This window comes from Variovorax saccharolyticus (assembly GCF_030316765.1).
Classification (GTDB): domain Bacteria; phylum Pseudomonadota; class Gammaproteobacteria; order Burkholderiales; family Burkholderiaceae_C; genus Variovorax; species Variovorax saccharolyticus.
The window spans coordinates 41,485-58,533 of sequence record NZ_JASZYT010000004.1 but is presented as its reverse complement, the minus strand read 5'-3'; the positions used below and the strand labels follow the sequence as shown (position 1 = coordinate 58,533).

The 17,049-nt window shown below is 69.0% G+C and carries 19 protein-coding genes; 7 read left to right on the top strand and 12 right to left on the bottom strand.

What is annotated here, in order from left to right; genetic code table 11:
• Nucleotides 1-19 precede the first annotated feature (19 nt).
• From QTI45_RS14075 to QTI45_RS14055, 5 genes are read left to right on the top strand one after another with little or no spacing between them, the layout of a single operon-like run.
• Nucleotides 20-1,399 carry an FAD-dependent oxidoreductase gene (locus QTI45_RS14075; RefSeq protein WP_286373379.1) on the top strand — a complete coding sequence of 460 codons (1,380 nt, stop codon included), beginning with the start codon at nucleotides 20-22 and terminating at the stop codon, nucleotides 1,397-1,399.
• Nucleotides 1,396-2,562 (top strand): CaiB/BaiF CoA transferase family protein, encoded by a 1,167-nt coding sequence (locus QTI45_RS14070; protein ID WP_286654780.1) that lies wholly within the window; start codon nucleotides 1,396-1,398, stop codon nucleotides 2,560-2,562. Before QTI45_RS14075 ends, QTI45_RS14070 begins: the two co-directional genes overlap by 4 nt.
• On the top strand, nucleotides 2,559-3,335 hold the full coding sequence (locus QTI45_RS14065) for an enoyl-CoA hydratase-related protein (protein WP_286654779.1): 777 nt from the start codon (nucleotides 2,559-2,561) through the stop codon (nucleotides 3,333-3,335). The genes QTI45_RS14070 and QTI45_RS14065 overlap by 4 nt, the downstream gene beginning before the upstream one ends.
• Nucleotides 3,336-3,361: 26 nt before the next feature.
• Nucleotides 3,362-3,700 carry a 4Fe-4S dicluster domain-containing protein gene (locus tag QTI45_RS14060; RefSeq protein ID WP_286654778.1) on the top strand — a complete coding sequence of 113 codons (339 nt, stop codon included), beginning with the start codon at nucleotides 3,362-3,364 and terminating at the stop codon, nucleotides 3,698-3,700.
• Between the two features lie 27 nt (nucleotides 3,701-3,727).
• Nucleotides 3,728-4,642, top strand: a complete 915-nt coding sequence (locus tag QTI45_RS14055; RefSeq protein WP_286373375.1) for a LysR family transcriptional regulator — start codon at nucleotides 3,728-3,730, stop codon at nucleotides 4,640-4,642.
• Nucleotides 4,643-4,651: 9 nt separating this feature from the next.
• Here QTI45_RS14055 and QTI45_RS14050 read toward each other — a convergent pair whose 3' ends face one another.
• From QTI45_RS14050 to QTI45_RS14020, 7 genes are all read right to left on the bottom strand, one after another.
• Nucleotides 4,652-5,308: an ATPase gene (locus QTI45_RS14050; protein ID WP_286654777.1), complete on the bottom strand. Its 657-nt coding sequence runs from the start codon at nucleotides 5,306-5,308 to the stop codon at nucleotides 4,652-4,654.
• 10 nt (nucleotides 5,309-5,318) lie between these two features.
• Nucleotides 5,319-5,690 carry a type II toxin-antitoxin system Phd/YefM family antitoxin gene (locus QTI45_RS14045; protein WP_286373373.1) on the bottom strand — a complete coding sequence of 124 codons (372 nt, stop codon included), beginning with the start codon at nucleotides 5,688-5,690 and terminating at the stop codon, nucleotides 5,319-5,321.
• 117 nt (nucleotides 5,691-5,807) lie between these two features.
• Complete coding sequence (locus QTI45_RS14040; protein ID WP_286654776.1) at nucleotides 5,808-6,188, bottom strand: DUF3597 domain-containing protein; 381 nt, start codon at nucleotides 6,186-6,188, stop codon at nucleotides 5,808-5,810.
• 146 nt (nucleotides 6,189-6,334) lie between these two features.
• Nucleotides 6,335-7,015 (bottom strand): aspartate/glutamate racemase family protein, encoded by a 681-nt coding sequence (locus QTI45_RS14035; protein ID WP_286654775.1) that lies wholly within the window; start codon nucleotides 7,013-7,015, stop codon nucleotides 6,335-6,337.
• A gap of 19 nt (nucleotides 7,016-7,034) precedes the next feature.
• Nucleotides 7,035-8,492, bottom strand: coding sequence for an MFS transporter (locus QTI45_RS14030; RefSeq protein ID WP_286654774.1), 1,458 nt, complete (start codon nucleotides 8,490-8,492; stop codon nucleotides 7,035-7,037).
• Between the two features lie 243 nt (nucleotides 8,493-8,735).
• Nucleotides 8,736-9,578 (bottom strand): MurR/RpiR family transcriptional regulator, encoded by an 843-nt coding sequence (locus QTI45_RS14025; protein WP_286655124.1) that lies wholly within the window; start codon nucleotides 9,576-9,578, stop codon nucleotides 8,736-8,738.
• A gap of 72 nt (nucleotides 9,579-9,650) precedes the next feature.
• Nucleotides 9,651-10,529, bottom strand: a complete 879-nt coding sequence (locus QTI45_RS14020) for a LysR family transcriptional regulator (protein ID WP_286654773.1) — start codon at nucleotides 10,527-10,529, stop codon at nucleotides 9,651-9,653.
• Between the two features lie 82 nt (nucleotides 10,530-10,611).
• On the opposite strand from QTI45_RS14020, the gene argC reads away from it, so the two are divergent.
• Nucleotides 10,612-11,529 (top strand): N-acetyl-gamma-glutamyl-phosphate reductase, encoded by a 918-nt coding sequence (gene argC / locus QTI45_RS14015; protein ID WP_286654772.1) that lies wholly within the window; start codon nucleotides 10,612-10,614, stop codon nucleotides 11,527-11,529.
• A gap of 45 nt (nucleotides 11,530-11,574) precedes the next feature.
• Here argC and QTI45_RS14010 read toward each other — a convergent pair whose 3' ends face one another.
• From QTI45_RS14010 to QTI45_RS14000, 3 genes are read right to left on the bottom strand one after another with little or no spacing between them, the layout of a single operon-like run.
• On the bottom strand, nucleotides 11,575-12,414 hold the full coding sequence (locus QTI45_RS14010) for a tetratricopeptide repeat protein (protein WP_286654771.1): 840 nt from the start codon (nucleotides 12,412-12,414) through the stop codon (nucleotides 11,575-11,577).
• Complete coding sequence (locus QTI45_RS14005) at nucleotides 12,411-13,364, bottom strand: MlaD family protein (RefSeq protein ID WP_286654770.1); 954 nt, start codon at nucleotides 13,362-13,364, stop codon at nucleotides 12,411-12,413. Before QTI45_RS14005 ends, QTI45_RS14010 begins: the two co-directional genes overlap by 4 nt.
• A 48-nt stretch (nucleotides 13,365-13,412) precedes the next feature.
• A complete protein-coding gene (locus tag QTI45_RS14000; RefSeq protein ID WP_286654769.1) occupies nucleotides 13,413-13,913 on the bottom strand; it encodes an Lrp/AsnC family transcriptional regulator in 501 nt (166 codons plus the stop codon).
• A 79-nt stretch (nucleotides 13,914-13,992) separates the two neighbouring features.
• On the opposite strand from QTI45_RS14000, the gene QTI45_RS13995 reads away from it, so the two are divergent.
• Nucleotides 13,993-15,177 carry an amylo-alpha-1,6-glucosidase gene (locus tag QTI45_RS13995; RefSeq protein WP_286373364.1) on the top strand — a complete coding sequence of 395 codons (1,185 nt, stop codon included), beginning with the start codon at nucleotides 13,993-13,995 and terminating at the stop codon, nucleotides 15,175-15,177.
• 18 nt (nucleotides 15,178-15,195) lie between these two features.
• Here the strand turns inward: QTI45_RS13995 and QTI45_RS13990 are convergent, their stop codons facing one another.
• Both QTI45_RS13990 and QTI45_RS13985 read right to left on the bottom strand, forming a co-directional pair.
• The gene (locus QTI45_RS13990; protein ID WP_286654768.1) at nucleotides 15,196-16,212 is read right to left on the bottom strand and encodes a TRAP transporter substrate-binding protein; all 1,017 of its coding nucleotides are present in this window, start codon (nucleotides 16,210-16,212) and stop codon (nucleotides 15,196-15,198) included.
• Nucleotides 16,213-16,256: 44 nt separating this feature from the next.
• Nucleotides 16,257-16,940 (bottom strand): hypothetical protein, encoded by a 684-nt coding sequence (locus QTI45_RS13985; RefSeq protein WP_286654767.1) that lies wholly within the window; start codon nucleotides 16,938-16,940, stop codon nucleotides 16,257-16,259.
• Nucleotides 16,941-17,049 lie beyond the last annotated feature (109 nt).

Sequence of the window (17,049 nt, the reverse complement as noted above, 5' to 3'; positions counted from 1 at the left end):
CTCAATCAAGGAGATAGCGATGAGCCGTATTGGCGATTGGATGCATGAGAGCGCGCACGATGTTCGTGTCGCAGCCGAATCGGACGTGGTGGTGGTTGGCGGCGGCCCCGCCGGCCAGGCGGCAGCCCTGGCGGCCGCGCGCAACGGCGCCAGCGTGACCCTGCTGGAGCGCTACAACCACTTGGGCGGCCTGGCCTCCGGTGGCATGGTGCTGGTGCTGGACGACATGTGGGACAGCCACCTGCAGGAGATCTCGGTGCGCGGCATCTGCCTGGAGATGATCGAGCGCATGGCCGAGCGCGGCCTGGCCGAGTACCCGAAGCAGAAGGACTGGGGGAGCCTCCCCGAATCGGTCCGCCGCTGGAAGCGCTGGGGCACCTTCGACTTCCACAGCAAGGAGAAGCCGCATCCCATCTGCTTCGCGGCCGCCTTCGACCCGGACGCCTTCAAGCGCGCATCGCTCGAGATGGTGACGCAGGCCGGCATCGAGCTGCGCCTGCATTCCTGGTTCTCGCGCACGCTGGTGGAGGACGGCCAGGTCAAGGGCGTGATCTGCGAAAGCAAGAGCGGTCGCGAGGCGATCCTGGGCAAGGTGGTGATCGACGCCACCGGTGACCTGGACGTGGCCGCCTCGGCCGGCGCGCCGCACGTCAGCGGCGCCTACATCGTGACCACGGTGTTCCGGCTCGGCGGCGTCGACACCGAGGAGGCCGAGCGCTTCGAGCATCAAGAGCCGGCCGCCTTCCAGGCGATCGACCGCGAGGTCAAGCACCTGCTGGGCGGCGCCTGGGACAGCTGGTGGCTCAAGACCCCGCTGCCGGGCGTGGTGTGGTGCAACTGCCCGCACATGGCGGGCCTGGACGGCCTCAAGGTGGCCGACCTGACGCGCGCCGAGGTGCAGGGCCGCGCCACCATCCACAAGGTGATCGAGTTCATCCGCGCCAAGCTGCCGGGCTTTGCCGACTGCTACCTGATCGACCTCGCGCCGCAGACCGGCGTGCGCCAGACCCGCCTGCTCGAAGGCGAGTACGTGATGAGCAAGGACGACGTGACGCAGCGCCTGCGCTTCGAGGACAGCGTGGCGCGCGGCCGCGACTACTACTACCCCTACCGCTCGCTGGTGCCGCGCAGCGTCGAGAACCTGCTGGTGGCGGGCCGCCACTACTCGTCGACCTCGGCGGCGCAGAAGATCTCGCGCGAGATCCCGCCCTGCATGGCGATGGGCGAGGCCGCCGGCACCGCTGCCGCGCTGGCGCTCGATGCCGGCGTGGCGGTGCGCAAGGTCGACATCGCCAAGCTGCAGCGCACGCTGCGCGCGCAGGGCGCGGATCCGGGCGACCAGAAGGGGCCGAATGCCGACGTGCCCGAGATCGCCCGTTCCTTCGCGGAGGCCGCATGACCAACAACACCAAGACGCTGCCGCTGGCAGGTATCCGGGTGATCGACTTCACCCAGGTGATGATGGGCCCGGTCTGCACGCAGATGCTGGCGGACCACGGCGCGGACGTGATCAAGATCGAGCGCAAGGGCGCGGGCGACCTGAGCCGCTCCACCTTCGCGCCGGTGGCGGGTCACGACAACCCGATCTTCTGCAGCCTCAACCGCAACAAGCGCAGCTGCGAGATCGACCTGCGCGATCCGGCGCAGGTGGAACTGGTGAAGGCGCTGATCGCCGACGCCGACGTGGTCACGAACAACTTCCGCGCCGGCGTGATGGAGCGACTGGGCCTGGGCTACGAGGACTGCAAGCGCCTGAACCCGCGCATCATCTACGCGGTGGGCACGGGCTTCGGCGAGAGCGGGCCCTATGCGCACAAGGGCGGCCAGGACGTGCTCGCGCAGGCCCTGACCGGCGTCATGGCGCGCCGCGCCGATGCCTCGGTGCCGGTGTCGATCTATCCCACCGCGCTGGCCGACTACACCGCCGGCATGCACATGGTGCAGGGCATTCTTTTCGCGCTGCTGCAGCGCGAGCGCACCGGCGAAGGGCAGAAGGTCTCGGTGTCGCTCTACAACTCCATGTTGGCCATGCAGATGCAGGAAGCCGCGATGATCATGATGGAGGACTCCGAAGTGAACTGGGCGGCGATGCCGCTGTCGGGCGTGTTCGACACGCAGAACGGGCCGCTGGTGCTGGTGGGCGCGTTCAAGGCCCATCCGCTGCGCGACATCTGCGCGGCGCTGGAGATCGATGATCTCTCGCAGGACCCGCGCTTCGCCGACCTGCAGGCCCAGTTCAGGCACAAGGCCGAGCTGCACGCGATCTTCCGCGAACGCCTCGCCACCAACACCCGCGAGTACTGGCTGGCCCGGCTCGAGGAGCAGGACCTGCTGTCGGCGCCGGTGCGCGACATGCGCGAGGCTCTGGTCGACCCGCAGACGCTGCACAACGGGATGATCATGGACGGCGGCTCGTCCGGCGGCCGTCCGCTGCGCTTCATCGCGAGCCCGATCCAGCTGTCGGGCGCGGCCACCGGCCTGCGCCGCGCGCCGCCCCGGCTGGGCGAGCACACGGACGAAGTGCTGGACGAAGCGCGCGCGTTGAGCGAGGTGGCCCAATGAGCGTGAACTACGAAGTCAAGGAGCACGTCGCCCGCGTCACCATCGACCGGCCAGACGTGCTCAACGCGGTCGACCTGCCGACTGAAGCCGAACTCATCCGCATCTGGGACGACATCGAGCGGCGCGACGACGTGCGCGTGGTGGTGCTGACCGGCACGGGCGAGCGTTCCTTCTGCGCCGGCGCCGACCTGAAGAACACCAGCAACCTCAAGGGCGTGGAGTACTGGGCGGCCAGCCGCCCGGGCGGCTTCGGTGGCATCGCGCTGCGCGAGACGCTCGATGTGCCGGTGATCGCGCGGGTCAACGGCTTCGCGCTCGGTGGCGGCTTCGAGATGGTGCTCGGCTGCGACCTGGTGGTGGCCTGCGAGGAGGCCAGCTTCGGCCTGCCCGAGCCGCTGGTCGGTCGCCTGCCGCTCGACGGCGGCATGCTGCTGCTGCAGCGCCAGATCCCGTATCGCCAGGCGATGGGCATGATGCTGACCGGCCAGCGCGTGAAGGCGCGCCAGGCGCTGGAGATGGGGCTCGTCAACGAGGTCGTGCCGCGCGTCGAGCTCGACACCGCGGTCGAGCGCTGGACGCAGCAGCTGCTGGCCTGCGCTCCGCTGTCGCTGCGCGCGATCAAGCAGGTGGTGCGCCAGACCGGCCAGCTTTCGCCGGCGCAGGCCCATGGCATGCGCCTGCCTGCGCTGGTCGCCGCCTTGCAGTCGGAAGACTCCAACGAAGGCGTGCTGGCCTTTCAGCAGAAGCGCAAGCCGCGCTGGCAGGGGCGTTGAGGCCTGGGCAAGAAGGGAACGACGCCATGGCCCATGTCATCACCACCGCCTGCATCGACTGCAAGGACGGCGCCTGCGTCCCTTGCTGCCCGGTCGATTGCATCTACGAAGGCGCCCGGACTCTGTACATTCATCCGGATGAATGCATCGACTGCGGCGTTTGCGTGTCGGCCTGTCCCGTGCAGGCCATCTACGAGGAGTCTCGGCTGCCGCCCGAGCTCGCGAATTTCACGGCGATCAACCGCGAGTACTTCGGCGACGCGGTCAGCGGACTGGGTTCGCCCGGCGGCGCCGATGGCCGGTCAAGCGGCTGCGACCATCCCGGCATCGCCAAGGTGCTGCCAACCGTCGGAGCGGCCGCGTAGTGCGCAGCGGGGCAGGAGGGCCGGCTGATGCATGCCAGCGTCCTGAAGTACTTCATCGAGGTGGCGCAGTGCGGCTCGGTACGCAAGGCCTCCGAGCGCCTCTATGTGGCGGCCAGCGCGGTCAACCGGCAGATCCACAAGCTCGAGGACGAGCTGGGCGTCGAACTGTTCGACCGCATGCCCAACGGCCTCAGGCTGAACCCGGCCGGCGAACGGCTGCTGAAGCATGCGCAAGAGACGCTGCACCAGTTCCAGGTGATGCGCACCGAGCTGGACGCGCTCAAGGGCGAGCGCACCGGCCACGTCAAGGTGGCGGCCATGGATTCGTTCTTCGAGGAACTCCTGCCTTCCGCGGTGGAGGAGTTCCTGCAGATCTTTCCCGCCGTGACCTACACCATCACCTCGACCCAGCCCATGGAAGTGGCCCAGATGGTCATGGCCGGCCAGGCCGACGTCGGCCTGACCTTCCTGGGGCGGCTGCCCGGCGGCGTGCGGGCCATGAACGTGGCCCACCTGCCGATCGGCATCGTGATGCCGCCGGGGCATCCGCTGGCCCGCTTCGATGTCGTGTCGCTCAAGGAATGCGCGAAGTTTCCCTTTCTGCGCTCCAGTTCGCATCCGGTGCTCAGCGCCGCGTCGTCGCCCGAGTTCGCCAACTTCTGGGACGACATGGAGCCGGCCGCCACCTGCAATTCCACGCCCTTGCTCAAGCGCCTGATCATGGGCGGCAAGGGCATTTCCTGCTTCTCCAAGATCGCCTTCATCGAGGAACTCAAGCGCGGGGAACTGCTCTGGCGGCCCTTCGAGCTGGAGGCGCTCAACGGGATGAAGGTGGGCATCGTGGTGCCCACGCAGCGCGTGCTGCCGCACGTCACTCAGAACTTCGTCGGCCGCATGGCCCGGCGACTGACCCAGCTGGAAGCCATCGCCGCGACGCTCTGAAGATGCCGGTCAGTGCGGCCGCCCCTTCGTCGCCTTCTTCTTCGCGGCGTCGAAGGCGGCGGCCACCACCGGCTTGGCCCATTGCGGCACCTGGTCGAGCGCGATGTGCGAGACGATCTGCCCGCCCTCCATGTGCAGCACCAGCACCGGCTGCGGCCTGACGCCGGCCTTGGGGTCGCCGTCGATGCTGTTGTCGTACATGCGCAGGCTGGCCAGGTGCGGCAGCAGTCGGACCAGGTTCGCGCGGCTGCTCACGTAGCGGGCGCGGACCTTGTCCTCGGGAATGTCGTGGCCGCCGGCGATCACGCGTTCCTTGACGCGCTCGATGTGCTTTTCGGGCGAATCGAGCCCCGCGTACCAGACGTGGACCTGCGCGCCCCTGCGTGCGCCCGCCAGCAGCATGTCGGGCAGGGTGCGCGCGCCCAGCGTGGTCTCGAACGCGAAGTTCAGGCCCTCGGCCAGCGCGCGTTCGAGGCCGGCGCGGCCCATTTCCCAGGCCTGGGCGTTGGCCGATTCCTGCGTGAGCGCGGGATTGGCGTCGAGCAGCGTGCGCGCTGCCAGGTCGGGGTTGAAGTACGGCAGCTTGCGTGCCTGGAGCGCCGCGCCGCCGATGCTGCTCTTGCCGGCGCCGTTGACGCCCGCGAGAACGAAGATGCGCGCCGCCATCAGTGGGGCGTCACCTCTTGGCGGACTTGCTGCCGCCTGCGGCGCGGACCGCCGCCTTGCCCAGTTCGGCCGGGGACATGGCGAAGGCGTCTTCCATCGCCTGGGCGGCCTGGTCGCCCTGCATGCGGGCGAACACGTCGTCGAACTGCCGCGTGAGCGCGTCCAGATCGGGTTCGGCCGCCTGTTCGAGCGCGAGATAGCGGTCGATCGACATCAGCACCATGGCCGGCTCGTCGTGGCGGGTGACGACCACGGCGCCATGCGTCATGACGGCGCTGGTGACCTTCTGCATCCCCGAGACCAGCTTGGTGGCCGAGACGGCTGGCAGGCCGCGCGTGAAACGATCGAGGGCCTCTGGACGCGAATTGCTCGTGATGGACATGGGAAGCTCCCGCTGGATCTCCGAAATACCTGTTTTAACCGATTTGGCCATTTTAGGTATTTTCTGGGAGATCCGCGGCAAGCAGGCCGAAAGCACGGCCTTCGGGCTTCGCCCCGATCAGGCGATGAGTTCCGCGGGCACCTTGCCGCCGTTGGCGGCCAGCTTGGTCATGACCTGGCGGTGCAGCCAGACGTTCATCTTGGCGCTGTCGCTGGTGTCCGCGCCGTAGCTCAGTTCCTGGGCGAGTTGCTTCCGCGACGCGAGGCTGCTGTCCAGGTCGAGCAGCTTCATCAAGTCGACGATCGAGGTGCGCCAGTTCAGGCTCTTCGCGCCGGGCATGCCGTCGAGCAATGCCTCCACGTCGACCAGCGTGATCGCTGCCGGCGGCGCCGCGGGGGCCGGTGCCCCGCTGGCGACCGGGGCCGAGGCCTCGGGCTGCACGGTGGCCGCGCTGGCGGAAGGCAGGATCTTGGCGAGGATGCTGCTGAAGATGCTCATGGTTTCTCCTTGGTGCGAACAAAGTTGAACGAGCGCCGGTGCAGGGACCGGCCGCGGCGCTTCGTGCCGGCATTCTGCAACCCGGGGCGGCGGGAAAGCGCCGGGAAGCGTGAAATCGGGCACGGATGGCGCGCAGGTGCAATCTGTTACTGGCGCGGGGCCCTCACGGCCACCACGGCCTCGATGCGCGACAGCAGCAGCCGCATCGCCGACGGAATCGGCGCGATGACCGGAAACGCAAAGCGCCGCTGGAGCCCGATCGCCGCCTGCCCCAGCGGGCCGCCGCCGATGATCACGGCCTCGGCGCCGTCATCGTCGACGCAGCGCTGCACCGCCCGCGCCAGCGCCTCTTCGAGCGCCTGGGGATCGGCTGCGAGCGCGCGCGGATCGCCATCGGTCAGGCGGATGCCGCAATAGGCGCCGAGCAGGCCGAGCGCGCGGGCTCGGCCTTCGATCGGGAGCACCAGGTCGGGCGTCACGGTGGCGATGCCGAATCGCCGTCCGGCCGCGGAGGCCTCCAGCATCGCAGCTTCGGCGATGCCGACCACGGGCACCCGGCAGGCGGCGCGCACACGCTCGATGCCCGGATCGCCGAAGGCGCTGATGATCACCCCTGCCCAATGGGTCCCGGCCTGCTGCCAGCTGCGCTCGACCTCGCCGGCCGCGGCCTCGAGTTCGCGCGGATTGACGATCATCGACGGGCCGCCCTGCGCGGTCCGGCCTTCGATACGGAAGCCCGCAGGCGCCTCGGCGGCCGCGATCTCGACCATCATGGCCGTCGTGCCCGCCGACGAGTTCGGATTGATGAGCAGGATATCCAGTGGCATCGGCGTGGGGTCCGGGGAATCAGTTGGCCGGTGCGGCCGCGGTGGAGGTGGGCGCGCCGGGGGACGGCGCGTCCCCGGGCAGCGAGAGCGCATCGGGCGACTTGCCATAGGTCTCGGGCACGCTCTGCACGCTGATCACGAAGACCGCGTACATCCCGGCGGCCAGGCCGAACACCCCGACCAGCCCGAAAGCATCGAACAGGCGCCCGGCGACCAGTGGCATGAAGGCGCCTGCCGCCGTGCCGGTCGCGAGGATGAAGGCAGTGCCGAACGCGCGCACGCGGGTCGGATAGAGCTCGGGCGCGAAGATCCAGATCGTCGTGTTCAGCAGCAGCACAAAGAACTGGAACACCGCGCCCGCGATCAGTATCACCACGATGCTCTTGGCGAGGAAGCCGATGGTGAGCGCCGCCAGGCAGGCGCAGACGGCGCCCGCGGTCAGCACCCGCTTGCGCGGGAAGTGGAAGCCGAGCAGCGACGCCGCGATGGCACCCAGGAGGCTGCCGCCCTGCATCACCATCGTGAACAGCAGGCTCTTCGACATGCTGTAGCCGAGCGCGACGAGGATGGTCGGCATCAGCGTCAGCACCGAGATCTGGGCGCCGTAGGTCATCCAGATCGTGATGCACAACGGGATCGTGCGGCGCGCCAGCGCACCGCGGAAGATCTCGGTGACGCGCACCTTGACCTTGGCCCTGGGCGCCGCCTGTCCGTCGTCGCCGATGTACTGATGCTGCGGCACGTTGCGCGCCGTGAGTCGGCCCGAGGCCAGCCGCGACAGCACCGCATTGGTCTCCTTCACGCGGCCCTGAGCCAGCAGGAAGCGCGGCGTCTCGGGGATGAAGCGGCGATAGAAGGCGGCCAGCAATGCCGGCACCATGAGGCAGGCGAACAGCCAGCGCCAGCCGTTGTCGCCCGGGAAGAGCCAGAACACCAGCAGGCCGAAGGCGGGCGCGAGGAAGTTGCCCAGCCCACCCGCGCCCACGTTGACGAGGCCGACCGCGGTGCCGCGGAACTTGGTCGAGCAGAACTCGGACAGCATCGTGACCGCGATCGCGATCTCGCCGCCGAGGCCGAAGCCGACGATCGCGCGGCCGATCGCCATCACGGTGAGGTTCGGCGCCAGCGCGCAGACGCCGGCGCCGAGCGTGAACAGCAGCAGGTCGATGGTCAGCATCACGCGGCGGCCGAAGTGGTCGGCGATGTAGCCCGAGATGATGCGTCCCAGCGCCGCGCAGGCGAAAGTGACGGTGTTGAGCAGCCCGATGTCGGAAGCCGTGAGCCCCCACTGCTCCTTGAGCATCGGACCGACGATGCCGACCGCGTTCTGCTCGAAGCTGTCGAACAGGCAGCCGATGAGGATCAGGAAGATGATCGTGTGATGCGAGCGCGTGACACCGATCTGGTCGAGCGCGCGATCGAGTTCGGCGACTCGGGGTGAGTCGGTCCCGGATGACAGTACAGGTCCACCAGCCATTTGAAGCCCCTTGATGAAGGAATTGCGTGCACGGCGCCGCAAGCCAGCAATCTCCTTCCGGATGCTACGGCGCGGTGCCCGGTGTTGCCATATGGATTTCACTTACCTTATGTCAGTGAAATGCAAATTTCAGCAACATCCGGACTCGTGCAAGCCGCATGCCAGGATCCGGGTGGCCACGGCAGGCGCGAGCGCACCGGGCCGGTACGCGACGCCCTGCCAGCGTGCGTGGCGCGGCCGCGCTCAGAGTTCGCCGGTCTCTTCGTGCCCGAGCTCGATCGCTGCCAGCCGCTTGCGGCCCGCGGCGCCGGAGGCTTCGATCACCATGGTCGCGATCAGGTCGCAGACCGCCATCACCGCCACATGGTTGTCGAGCAGGCCCGGCCCCCGGCAGTCGCACTGCAGCGACCAGGTGGCGCCCGCGAAGTCCGGCGATGCCTGGTCGCTGATGAAGAGGATCTTCGCCTTCGCCTTGCTCGCGCCTGCCAGCAGGAGGTCCATCTGGCGGGTCTGGCGGCGGGTGCCGAAGACGATCACGCAATCGCGCTCGCCGATCCCCGCCAGGTGCTCGGCGAGGGTCTCTCCGGCGCCCGGGATCGCGGTGACGCGAGGCACCACCTGGATGATCTGCCAGCGCAGGTACTGGGCGAATGCATGGCTGCTGCGGCTGCCGAAGATCAGCACCTGCCCGGCGCCGATGATCGCCTTGACGATCTCCCCCAACTGCCGGTCGCTCAGGCGGTCGAAGGTGCTGGCCAGGTTGGCCTGCGAGCGCTGGAAGTGCGTCGCCACCAGCTGCCCCCGCCGCGAGGCCTCGGTCGCCGTCTGGAACAGCGGTGAGCCGTTCTCCTTTTCTTCCCGGACCTGGCGCCGGGCTTCCTCGTAGTTCTCGTAGCCGATGCGCCGGATGAAGCGGCTCACCGTGGAGGGCGAAACGCCCGCGAGCTCGGCCAGCTCGTTGCCCGCGTAGCTGGCGAGCTCGCCGGGGAACTCGAGCACGAAATCGGCGAGCTGCCTTTCGGTCGCGGACAGGGCGTCGAGCTGGCTGCGCACGCGGCGGACAAAGGATTCGGTGGCGTTGCGCATCGTGAGCAGGGACGAAGGCACGAAGGGCCTGACTGCGGCCTTTCAGCTTCGCCGGGGAGTGAAATCGAGATTCTAGGTGCGGGCCTGCAAGGCCTCCAGGACGAAGCGCGTCGGTCCGCTGGCGCCTCGCTCGCTCACGGCGAGGCCCAGCTGGCGCCATAGCGCCGGGCTGAGCGGGCGGACGGCGATGCGGGGATCAGGCGCCGGCGCGGTCGATTCCTCCGGCAGCAGGGCCGCTCCGTAGCCGGCGGCGACCAGTGTCCTGATCGCATCGTTGTAGTTGAGCTCGATGCGCGGCCGGCAATGAACGCCCGCCGCCGAGAACCATTCCGCGGTCAGCCGGTAGAGACGCGTGGAGCTGTCGTTCATGATCAGCGGCCGCTGGGCCAGCCACTGAGGGGTCAGGCGCCTGGGTGCCTTCCAGGCGGCCGGCAGAAAGGCGAGCACAGCCTCGCGCCGCAGGGGCGTCACATGAACGCCGCGCACGGGCGCCTGCGGCAGCGCCACGACCGCGAGGTCCAGGCTGCCTGCGGCGAGCCGGGCCATGCTGTCGTTGGAGGTCAGCACCTGCACGTTGACGTCGATGCCGGGATGGTCGCGCGCCAGGATTTCGAGCGCGGGCGGCAGCAGGTGCGCGATGGCGCCGGTCGAGGCACCGACCCGCACGCGGCCGGTCTGGCCTGCGAGCTGGCGTCGGACATCCTCCACCGCATCGTCCGCGTCCGCCAGCAGCCGGCGGGCACGCGCGATGAAGCGCTCTCCCAGGGCGGTCGCTTGCGCGGGTCCCCGCCCGCGAACGAGCAATTGGCCACCCAGGCGCGACTCCAGCTCCGCGATCTGGACGGTGACCGTCGGTGCCGCCAGGTGAAGGGCGCGCGCGGCATTCACCAGGGACCCGAGGTCGGCAATGGCGACCAGCGTGCGCAGATGGTCGAGGCTGAGTTCTCGCATGTCGCGAATTTAACTTTTCTTAATCCTGGGTTCCATATATTTAGCTGGAGCCATCGAGGCCATTTCCCTACGATCGCAGGCCATGGAACAGCAAATCTTCATCGACGGCGACCAGGGCACCACCGGACTCGACCTGCAGAACAGGCTCCGGGGCGGGGAATTCCGCATCCGCACCTTGCCGGCGAGCCTGCGCAAGGACACGGCGGCCCGCCGGGCCGCGCTCAACGAATGCGACATCGCGATCCTCTGCCTGCCCGATGCCGCGGCGCGCGACGCGGTGGCGATGATCGAGAACCCTTCGGTGCGTGTCATCGACGCCAGCTCGGCCCACCGCACCAGCCCGGGCTGGGTCTACGGACTGCCGGAGCTCGATGCACGGCAAGGCGAACGTATCGCCTCGGCACTGCGGGTCACGAATCCGGGCTGCTATCCCACGGCCGCGGTCGCCCTGCTGCGGCCGCTGACGGATGCGGGCCTGCTGCCGGCCGACTATCCGCTGGTCATCCACGCCGTCTCGGGCTATTCGGGTCAAGGCAGGGCGGGAGCAGAAGCGCACGAGGCCGGGGCGGCGGCGCATTCGCTGAAGGTCTATGGCCTGGCACTCGAGCACAAGCACGTGCCGGAGATCCAGACCTACGCCGGCCTGGCGGAGCGGCCCGTCTTCGTGCCGGCCTATGGCAGCTACCGGCAGGGCATCGTGCTCAGCATCGGACTGCACCAGCGGATGCTCCCCGCCGATGCGTCCGGCGTGCGCATCCACGAATGCCTCGGCGAACGCTACCGCGGTGCAGCGCATGTGCACGTGATGCCGATGTCTTCGGCCGCGCCCCTGACCGAACTGGACCCGCAGGTCCACAACGGTTCCAACGACATGAGCCTGGCCGTTGCGTGCAACGAACGCACGGGCCAGATCGTCCTGGGCGCGGTGCTGGACAACCTGGGCAAAGGTGCCGCGGGCGCGGCGGTGCAGAACCTGCGCCTGATGACGCGGGCTTCGTAGCCCCAGCCGATCCGGCCCCCGTGGCGCCGTGGCGCCGTGGCGCCGCTAAGGCACCGCCAACAGCTTCGCGGTGCGCTCCACGCCCGCCTGGTTCCTGGCCGCCAGCGCGACGTCGCGGGCCCGTGTCCAGTAGTCCCGGGCGACATCCGGCTTGTCCGCGGAGGCCTGGCCCAGCAGCAGCAGGTCCTGGTAGATCTTCTCGCTGGCTCCCGCGGCCTTGTCCATCTTCAGCGCCTCGGAAAGGGGCGCCAGAGCCGCTGCCGGCGTTCTCAGCGCGATGTGGGCGCTGCCCTGCAGACGCAGCGCGTTGGCCTTCTCCAGCGTATCGTCCTTGGCCACCGCGCCCTGGGCCTGCTGCGCGAGCCGCAATCCTTCCTCGGGGCGCCCGGCGTTCAGCGCCAGCCAGGCTTTCAGATTGAGGATCTTGCCCCTGACGCTGCAACTGCTGCCGCAGAGCGCGGCGGCCCGGTCGAGCGACTGCCCGGCGGCCGCGGCATCGCTGGCCTGCAGGGCCATGGCGCGACGCAATGCGGCTTCGGCGCGCCGGTCGTTGCTGAACGCGAGGCGGGGCTCGTCCTGCACCAGGCTCAACTGCTTCAGCGCCTCGTCCTGGCGGCCCATGCCCAGGTACACCATCGACAGATTGAGCCGCGTCGCCGCGATGGCATCGTCGTCCTCGATCGACTGCCCGACCGCCAGGGCCTGCTCGAAGAAGCCCAGTGCCCGCGGCAGGTCGCCCGCCTTGTACCGGTCGATGCCCTGGGTGTTGTAGCCCTGGGCCCGGATGTCCGCCGGCGAGCGCACCGGTGGCGACGAGCAGCCGGCCAGCACGGCCATCGCGGCGGCGCCGATGGCGCAGGCCATGGCTCGCAGTGCGGGCCTCATGGGGTCTCCCCCGGCAGCGGCAGACCGCCAATGCTGTCGATCGGCAGCGACTGCGGCGTCGTCGGGGTGCCGGTCAGCAGGCTGATCGGCCAGGTCTGTCGCGCATTGCTCACCATCTGGTTGGTCTGGGTCGCCGCGGCCTGGACCTGTTCGAGGACGCCGGGCAGGCGCTCCGAAGCCTGGGCCGCCATGGCCTGCAGCTCGGCGCTCGCCTGCTGCGACGTGGCGGCTGCCTGCTGGACCTTGTCGATCACCGAAGGCGCGGCCTCCGCCACGACCTCGATGGTGCGGCCCGCCTTCTGCAGCGTCGCGGTGGCGCCGCTCTCGATCGCCTTTACGGCCTGCTGCGTCTGCTGGAGCACTTCGCCGGTCTTCTCGGCGATCGCGGGCATCTTCGAGACCACCTCCTGGCCCGCCTTCAGCGTCTGCTGGAAGCTGCCCTCGGGGTCGCTGAGGCTGTCGGTGAGCTTGCGGGCATCAGCGATCGCCGGCAGGAGCGCGGCCTGGACCTCCTGCACGATCTGGCTGCCGTCCCGGGCGCGTTCGAATGCCAGCAGGTCGCCCTCGGTCACCGGCTGCGCGCTGCCGCGCGGCGGCAGCAGGTCGATCGCCGGCCTGCCGATCGCGTCCTGCTGGACCAGCCGGGCCCGGCTTCCCTTCGGGATCTGCGCCATGAACTCGCGCCCGATGCCCAGCTCGACCCGCGCACCGCGTTCGCCGGCCGGCGTCGCCGCCAACGCGATGGACCGCACCCGGCCGATCACCACGCCGTGGGTGGTCACCGGCATGCCCTCGGCCATCCCGGCCGCGTCGGGCACATCGAGGTAGAGCCGGTCATGGCGCGTGAACAGGCCCTGCTGCCAGGAGAGCCAGGCCAGCAGCGTGGCGATGACCAGCACCAGCAAGGGGATTGCGAACGCGGTCCAGCGTCTGGGTTCGGATCGGGGCATCGGGGTCCTCCATCGGATGTGCGAGGGATCGCAGCGGGTGCTCGGATGCTACGGCCCCGCGGGCGCGTTGACTGCGGCTTTTGCCGGCAGGGGCAGATCGTCGAAGCGCTTGAACTCCTGCAGCGAGATGCTGCTCTGGACCTGCTTCACGCCGGGCAGGCGGTGCAGCTTGCGCTGCAGCAGCCGGGAGAAGTCCTCCAGGTCTTCGGCCACCACCATGAGCAGGAAGTCGGCGAGCCCCGTGACGCCATGGAACATCACGACTTCCGGGATGGCGCGCACCGCCTCCACGAACTCGGCCGAGCGGGCCTCGGTCTGGAAGTCGATGCTGACGCTCACGAAGGCCACCACGCCATAGCCCAGGGCGCTGCGGCTGAGACGCGCGTGGTAGCCCTGGATCAGCCCGGCCTCCTCCATGCGCCTGATGCGGCGCCAGCACGGCGACTGCGACAGGCCCGTCATCTGCGCCAGCTCCCCGGTGGTCTGCCGCGCATTGCGCTGCAAGGCGCCGAGCAACTGCCGATCCACATCGTCGAGATCAATCTTCATGGATAACCTGGTCTTGAAACTGCGATTCGGTGAATTGATTATCGACGCTTGAATGTCCGCGAGAATGGCAGCTCATCCCATGACCCACCTCGACGCCCCCGCGCTGTCACTGATCGACGCCTGCTCCCGGGCATCGCTCGATCTGCTGCAGCGCAACCTCACGCCGCACGGCATCCTGGCGGCCAGCCGCACCGAGGCGGCCGAGGCCCGGCGCTACACGCGCATCTTCGGGCGCGACGCCGCGATCTGCGTGATGGCGATGTGCGGCAGCGGCGTGCCGGCGCTGGAGCAGGGCGCGGTGGCCAGCCTCGATGCGCTGGCGGCCCAGCAGGCGGCCAACGGCCAGATCCCCAAGTACGTCGACCCCGAAGGCCGCGATGCCGACTTCTGGTACCTGGGCTGCATCGACGCCACCCTGTGGTGGCTGATCGCGGTCGACCATGTGCGCCGCCATGGCGCCGTCGGCGCCTCGCACTGGGGGCGCGAGGTCGAGCGCGCGATCGGCTGGCTGCTGGCGCAGGAGCACCAGCATTTCAGGCTGCTGCAGCAGAACGAGGCCAGCGACTGGGCCGACATCATGCCGCGCTCGGGCTACGTGCTCTACAGCAACGCGCTGTGGTACGACGTCAAGCGCCGCTTCGCGCTCGACCATGCCGAGGCGACGCAGCACCACTTCAACCACCTGTTCAATCCGTTCCAGCGCGACCTGCCCGAATACCACCGGGCCCGGCTGCTGCGGCACTACGCGCGGCGCGGCCGGCTCGACCCCGGCATGTACCTCAGCTTCGTCAACCTCGCGGTCGTCGGCGACGAGGGCGACGTCTTCGGCAACGTGCTGGCAATCCAGAGCGGGCTGGCCGATGCCGACATGGCGCGCCGCATCGTCGGCACCATCGTCGCGGCGCATGCCGCGCAGCCTTATCCGGTGCGGGTGGTGCTGCACCCGCTGACCCGCCAGCACACGCTGTGGCGGGCCTACATGGGACGCCACCAGCAGAACATCGTGCACCAGTACCACAACGGCGGCATCTGGCCCTTCGTCGGCGGCTTCTGGGTCATGGCGCTGGCCCGTCTGGGCCTGACCGAACTGGCCGGGTCCGAGCTCGCACGGCTGGCACGCGCCAACCAGCTCGACGACTGGCGCTTCACCGAATGGTTCCACGGCCGCACGCTGGCGCCGATGGGGATGGCCGGGCAGAGCTGGAACGCTGCCACCTTCCTGCTGGCACGGCGCGCGCTGCAGGGGGATGGGGTGGCCTGGTGAGGCCGACCCCGCCGCGCATCAGGGATTCGCGGTCTGCACCTTGGCCAACTCGCTGCGGTACAGCTGCACCAGCGCCGGGTCGTAGGAAGCCGCGAACTTGTCGGCGACCGGCTTGGTCAGTTCGCGCATGCGGGCCAGCGTGGCCGGCGGCACGTCGTTGACCAGCATCCCCTTGGCCTCCAGCTCCTTGCGCGCGCCGGACGAGGCGTCGCGGCTGAGCTTGCGCTGGTAGGCGCCGGCCTCGGCCACGGCGTCCTGGATGATCTTCTGGTCGGCCGGCGCGAGCTTGTCCCAGACCTTCTTGCTGATCACCACCGGGTTCGCGGTGTAGACGTGGTTGGTCACGCTCATGTACTTCTGCACCTCGTAGAACTTGCTCGTCAGCACGACGCTGAACGGGTTCTCCTGGGCGTCCATGGCCTTCGATTCGAGGGCGCCGTACAGCTCCGGGAAAGGCATGGGCACGGGATTGGTGCCGAGCGCGGCGAAGCTCTCGAGGAACAGCGGATTCGGGATCACGCGCAGCTTCAGTCCCTTGAGGTCCTCGATGTTCACGATCGGCTTGCGGCTGTTGGTGAAGTTGCGAAAGCCGGTCTCCCAGAAGCCCAGCCCGACCAGGCCCTTCTCGGGCAGCTTGGCCATCAGGGCCTGGCCGAAGGGGCCCGCCAGCAGCGCATCGACCTGCTCGCCCTTGCTGAAGGAGAAGGGCACGTCGAGCAGCGTGAACTCCTTGACCACCGCGCCCATGACGGTTGCCGAGGGCAGCGTCATGTCCTGCACGCCGCCCTGCACCGCGCTCAGCTGCTGCTGCTCGCCGCCGACCGAGCCGCCGCCGAGTTCCTGGACCCGCATCTTGCCGCCGCTCTTGGCGGCGACGATCTCGGCCATCTTCTGGGTCGCCAGCGAGATCGGATGGCCGGGCTGCACCACATGGCCGAAGCGCACGATGTGCTCCTGCGCCTGCGCCTGCGCGATGCTGCCGGCACAGGCTGCCGCCAGCGCCGCGAGGATGAGAAGGCTTCTTCTGGATTTCATGGGATGTCTCCTGTCTACGTTTGAATGAGGCCGCTGCGGCCGGGCTATGCGATGTCCGCCGGCGTGGCCGAACTGGACAGCGAGAAGCGATCGACCACGGGGCCGCCGGCGGCGCCCGATGCGGCCAGGGAGGCCGCGGACAGTTCGGAGCCGGCCAGCGCCTCGAGGGCGGACGGGTCGTAGCCGACCGCGACGAAGACCCAGTCGGCCACCTGGTCGGCGTTGCCGCGGATCTTCTGCTCGGTGGTCCGGGCGATGCGCGGCGTCTCGTGCCTGAGCAGGTGCGCGCCGGTCAGGCCGGGACGCGTGGTCAGGCTCGCGACCAGCGTGCGCAGCGTCGCGCGCAGCGCGTCTTCGCGACCGGGCTCAGGCGCCAGGCGAACGGTCAGCGCCTGCCGGGCCACCGCAGCGCCACGGCTTTCGAGCACGTGCGACTGGCATCGCACCATGTGCCGGTGATGCGGCATCATCTTCGTCGACCAGGGGCTCGGCGCATTGAGGCGCTCGAGGTAGGGGCTCGAAGACAGCACCGCGTGCGCCTCCAGCTCGTACATGACGAAGACGCCCTCGCCGCCGCCGGCGCTGGTCCAGCGCGAGCCTCGCCGGAAGCCGGGAATCCCGAGCCTTTCCGGGAAGTGCTCGTGCGAGTGCCAATCCTCGAATTCCGCCTTCATGTCCGGCGCCATGTCCCACCACATGGCGAGCGCCGCATTTCCAATCAGGGCCATTTGCCTCCTCGCATTATTTGGTGCCGCAGTTCAGGGCCCCAGGGCCCGCGCGGCCTGAATATCTCAGAAAGTTGAAAGCCTTTCAACTTTTCTATACCATTCAAATTTT

Coding starts and splice junctions, on each gene's coding strand:
- QTI45_RS14060 (WP_286654778.1), top strand. CDS start 3,362: ATGGCCCATGTCATCACCACCGCCTGCATCGACTGCAAGGACGGCGCC.
- QTI45_RS14045 (WP_286373373.1), bottom strand. CDS start 5,690: ATGTCCATCACGAGCAATTCGCGTCCAGAGGCCCTCGATCGTTTCACG.
- QTI45_RS14035 (WP_286654775.1), bottom strand. CDS start 7,015: ATGCCACTGGATATCCTGCTCATCAATCCGAACTCGTCGGCGGGCACG.
- QTI45_RS14065 (WP_286654779.1), top strand. CDS start 2,559: ATGAGCGTGAACTACGAAGTCAAGGAGCACGTCGCCCGCGTCACCATC.
- QTI45_RS14050 (WP_286654777.1), bottom strand. CDS start 5,308: ATGGCGGCGCGCATCTTCGTTCTCGCGGGCGTCAACGGCGCCGGCAAG.
- QTI45_RS14010 (WP_286654771.1), bottom strand. CDS start 12,414: ATGAGGCCCGCACTGCGAGCCATGGCCTGCGCCATCGGCGCCGCCGCG.
- QTI45_RS13990 (WP_286654768.1), bottom strand. CDS start 16,212: ATGAAATCCAGAAGAAGCCTTCTCATCCTCGCGGCGCTGGCGGCAGCC.
- QTI45_RS13985 (WP_286654767.1), bottom strand. CDS start 16,940: ATGGCCCTGATTGGAAATGCGGCGCTCGCCATGTGGTGGGACATGGCG.
- QTI45_RS14075 (WP_286373379.1), top strand. CDS start 20: ATGAGCCGTATTGGCGATTGGATGCATGAGAGCGCGCACGATGTTCGT.
- QTI45_RS14005 (WP_286654770.1), bottom strand. CDS start 13,364: ATGCCCCGATCCGAACCCAGACGCTGGACCGCGTTCGCAATCCCCTTG.
- QTI45_RS14070 (WP_286654780.1), top strand. CDS start 1,396: ATGACCAACAACACCAAGACGCTGCCGCTGGCAGGTATCCGGGTGATC.
- QTI45_RS14025 (WP_286655124.1), bottom strand. CDS start 9,578: ATGCGCAACGCCACCGAATCCTTTGTCCGCCGCGTGCGCAGCCAGCTC.
- QTI45_RS14030 (WP_286654774.1), bottom strand. CDS start 8,492: ATGGCTGGTGGACCTGTACTGTCATCCGGGACCGACTCACCCCGAGTC.
- QTI45_RS14020 (WP_286654773.1), bottom strand. CDS start 10,529: ATGCGAGAACTCAGCCTCGACCATCTGCGCACGCTGGTCGCCATTGCC.
- argC (WP_286654772.1), top strand. CDS start 10,612: ATGGAACAGCAAATCTTCATCGACGGCGACCAGGGCACCACCGGACTC.
- QTI45_RS14055 (WP_286373375.1), top strand. CDS start 3,728: ATGCATGCCAGCGTCCTGAAGTACTTCATCGAGGTGGCGCAGTGCGGC.
- QTI45_RS14000 (WP_286654769.1), bottom strand. CDS start 13,913: ATGAAGATTGATCTCGACGATGTGGATCGGCAGTTGCTCGGCGCCTTG.
- QTI45_RS14040 (WP_286654776.1), bottom strand. CDS start 6,188: ATGAGCATCTTCAGCAGCATCCTCGCCAAGATCCTGCCTTCCGCCAGC.
- QTI45_RS13995 (WP_286373364.1), top strand. CDS start 13,993: ATGACCCACCTCGACGCCCCCGCGCTGTCACTGATCGACGCCTGCTCC.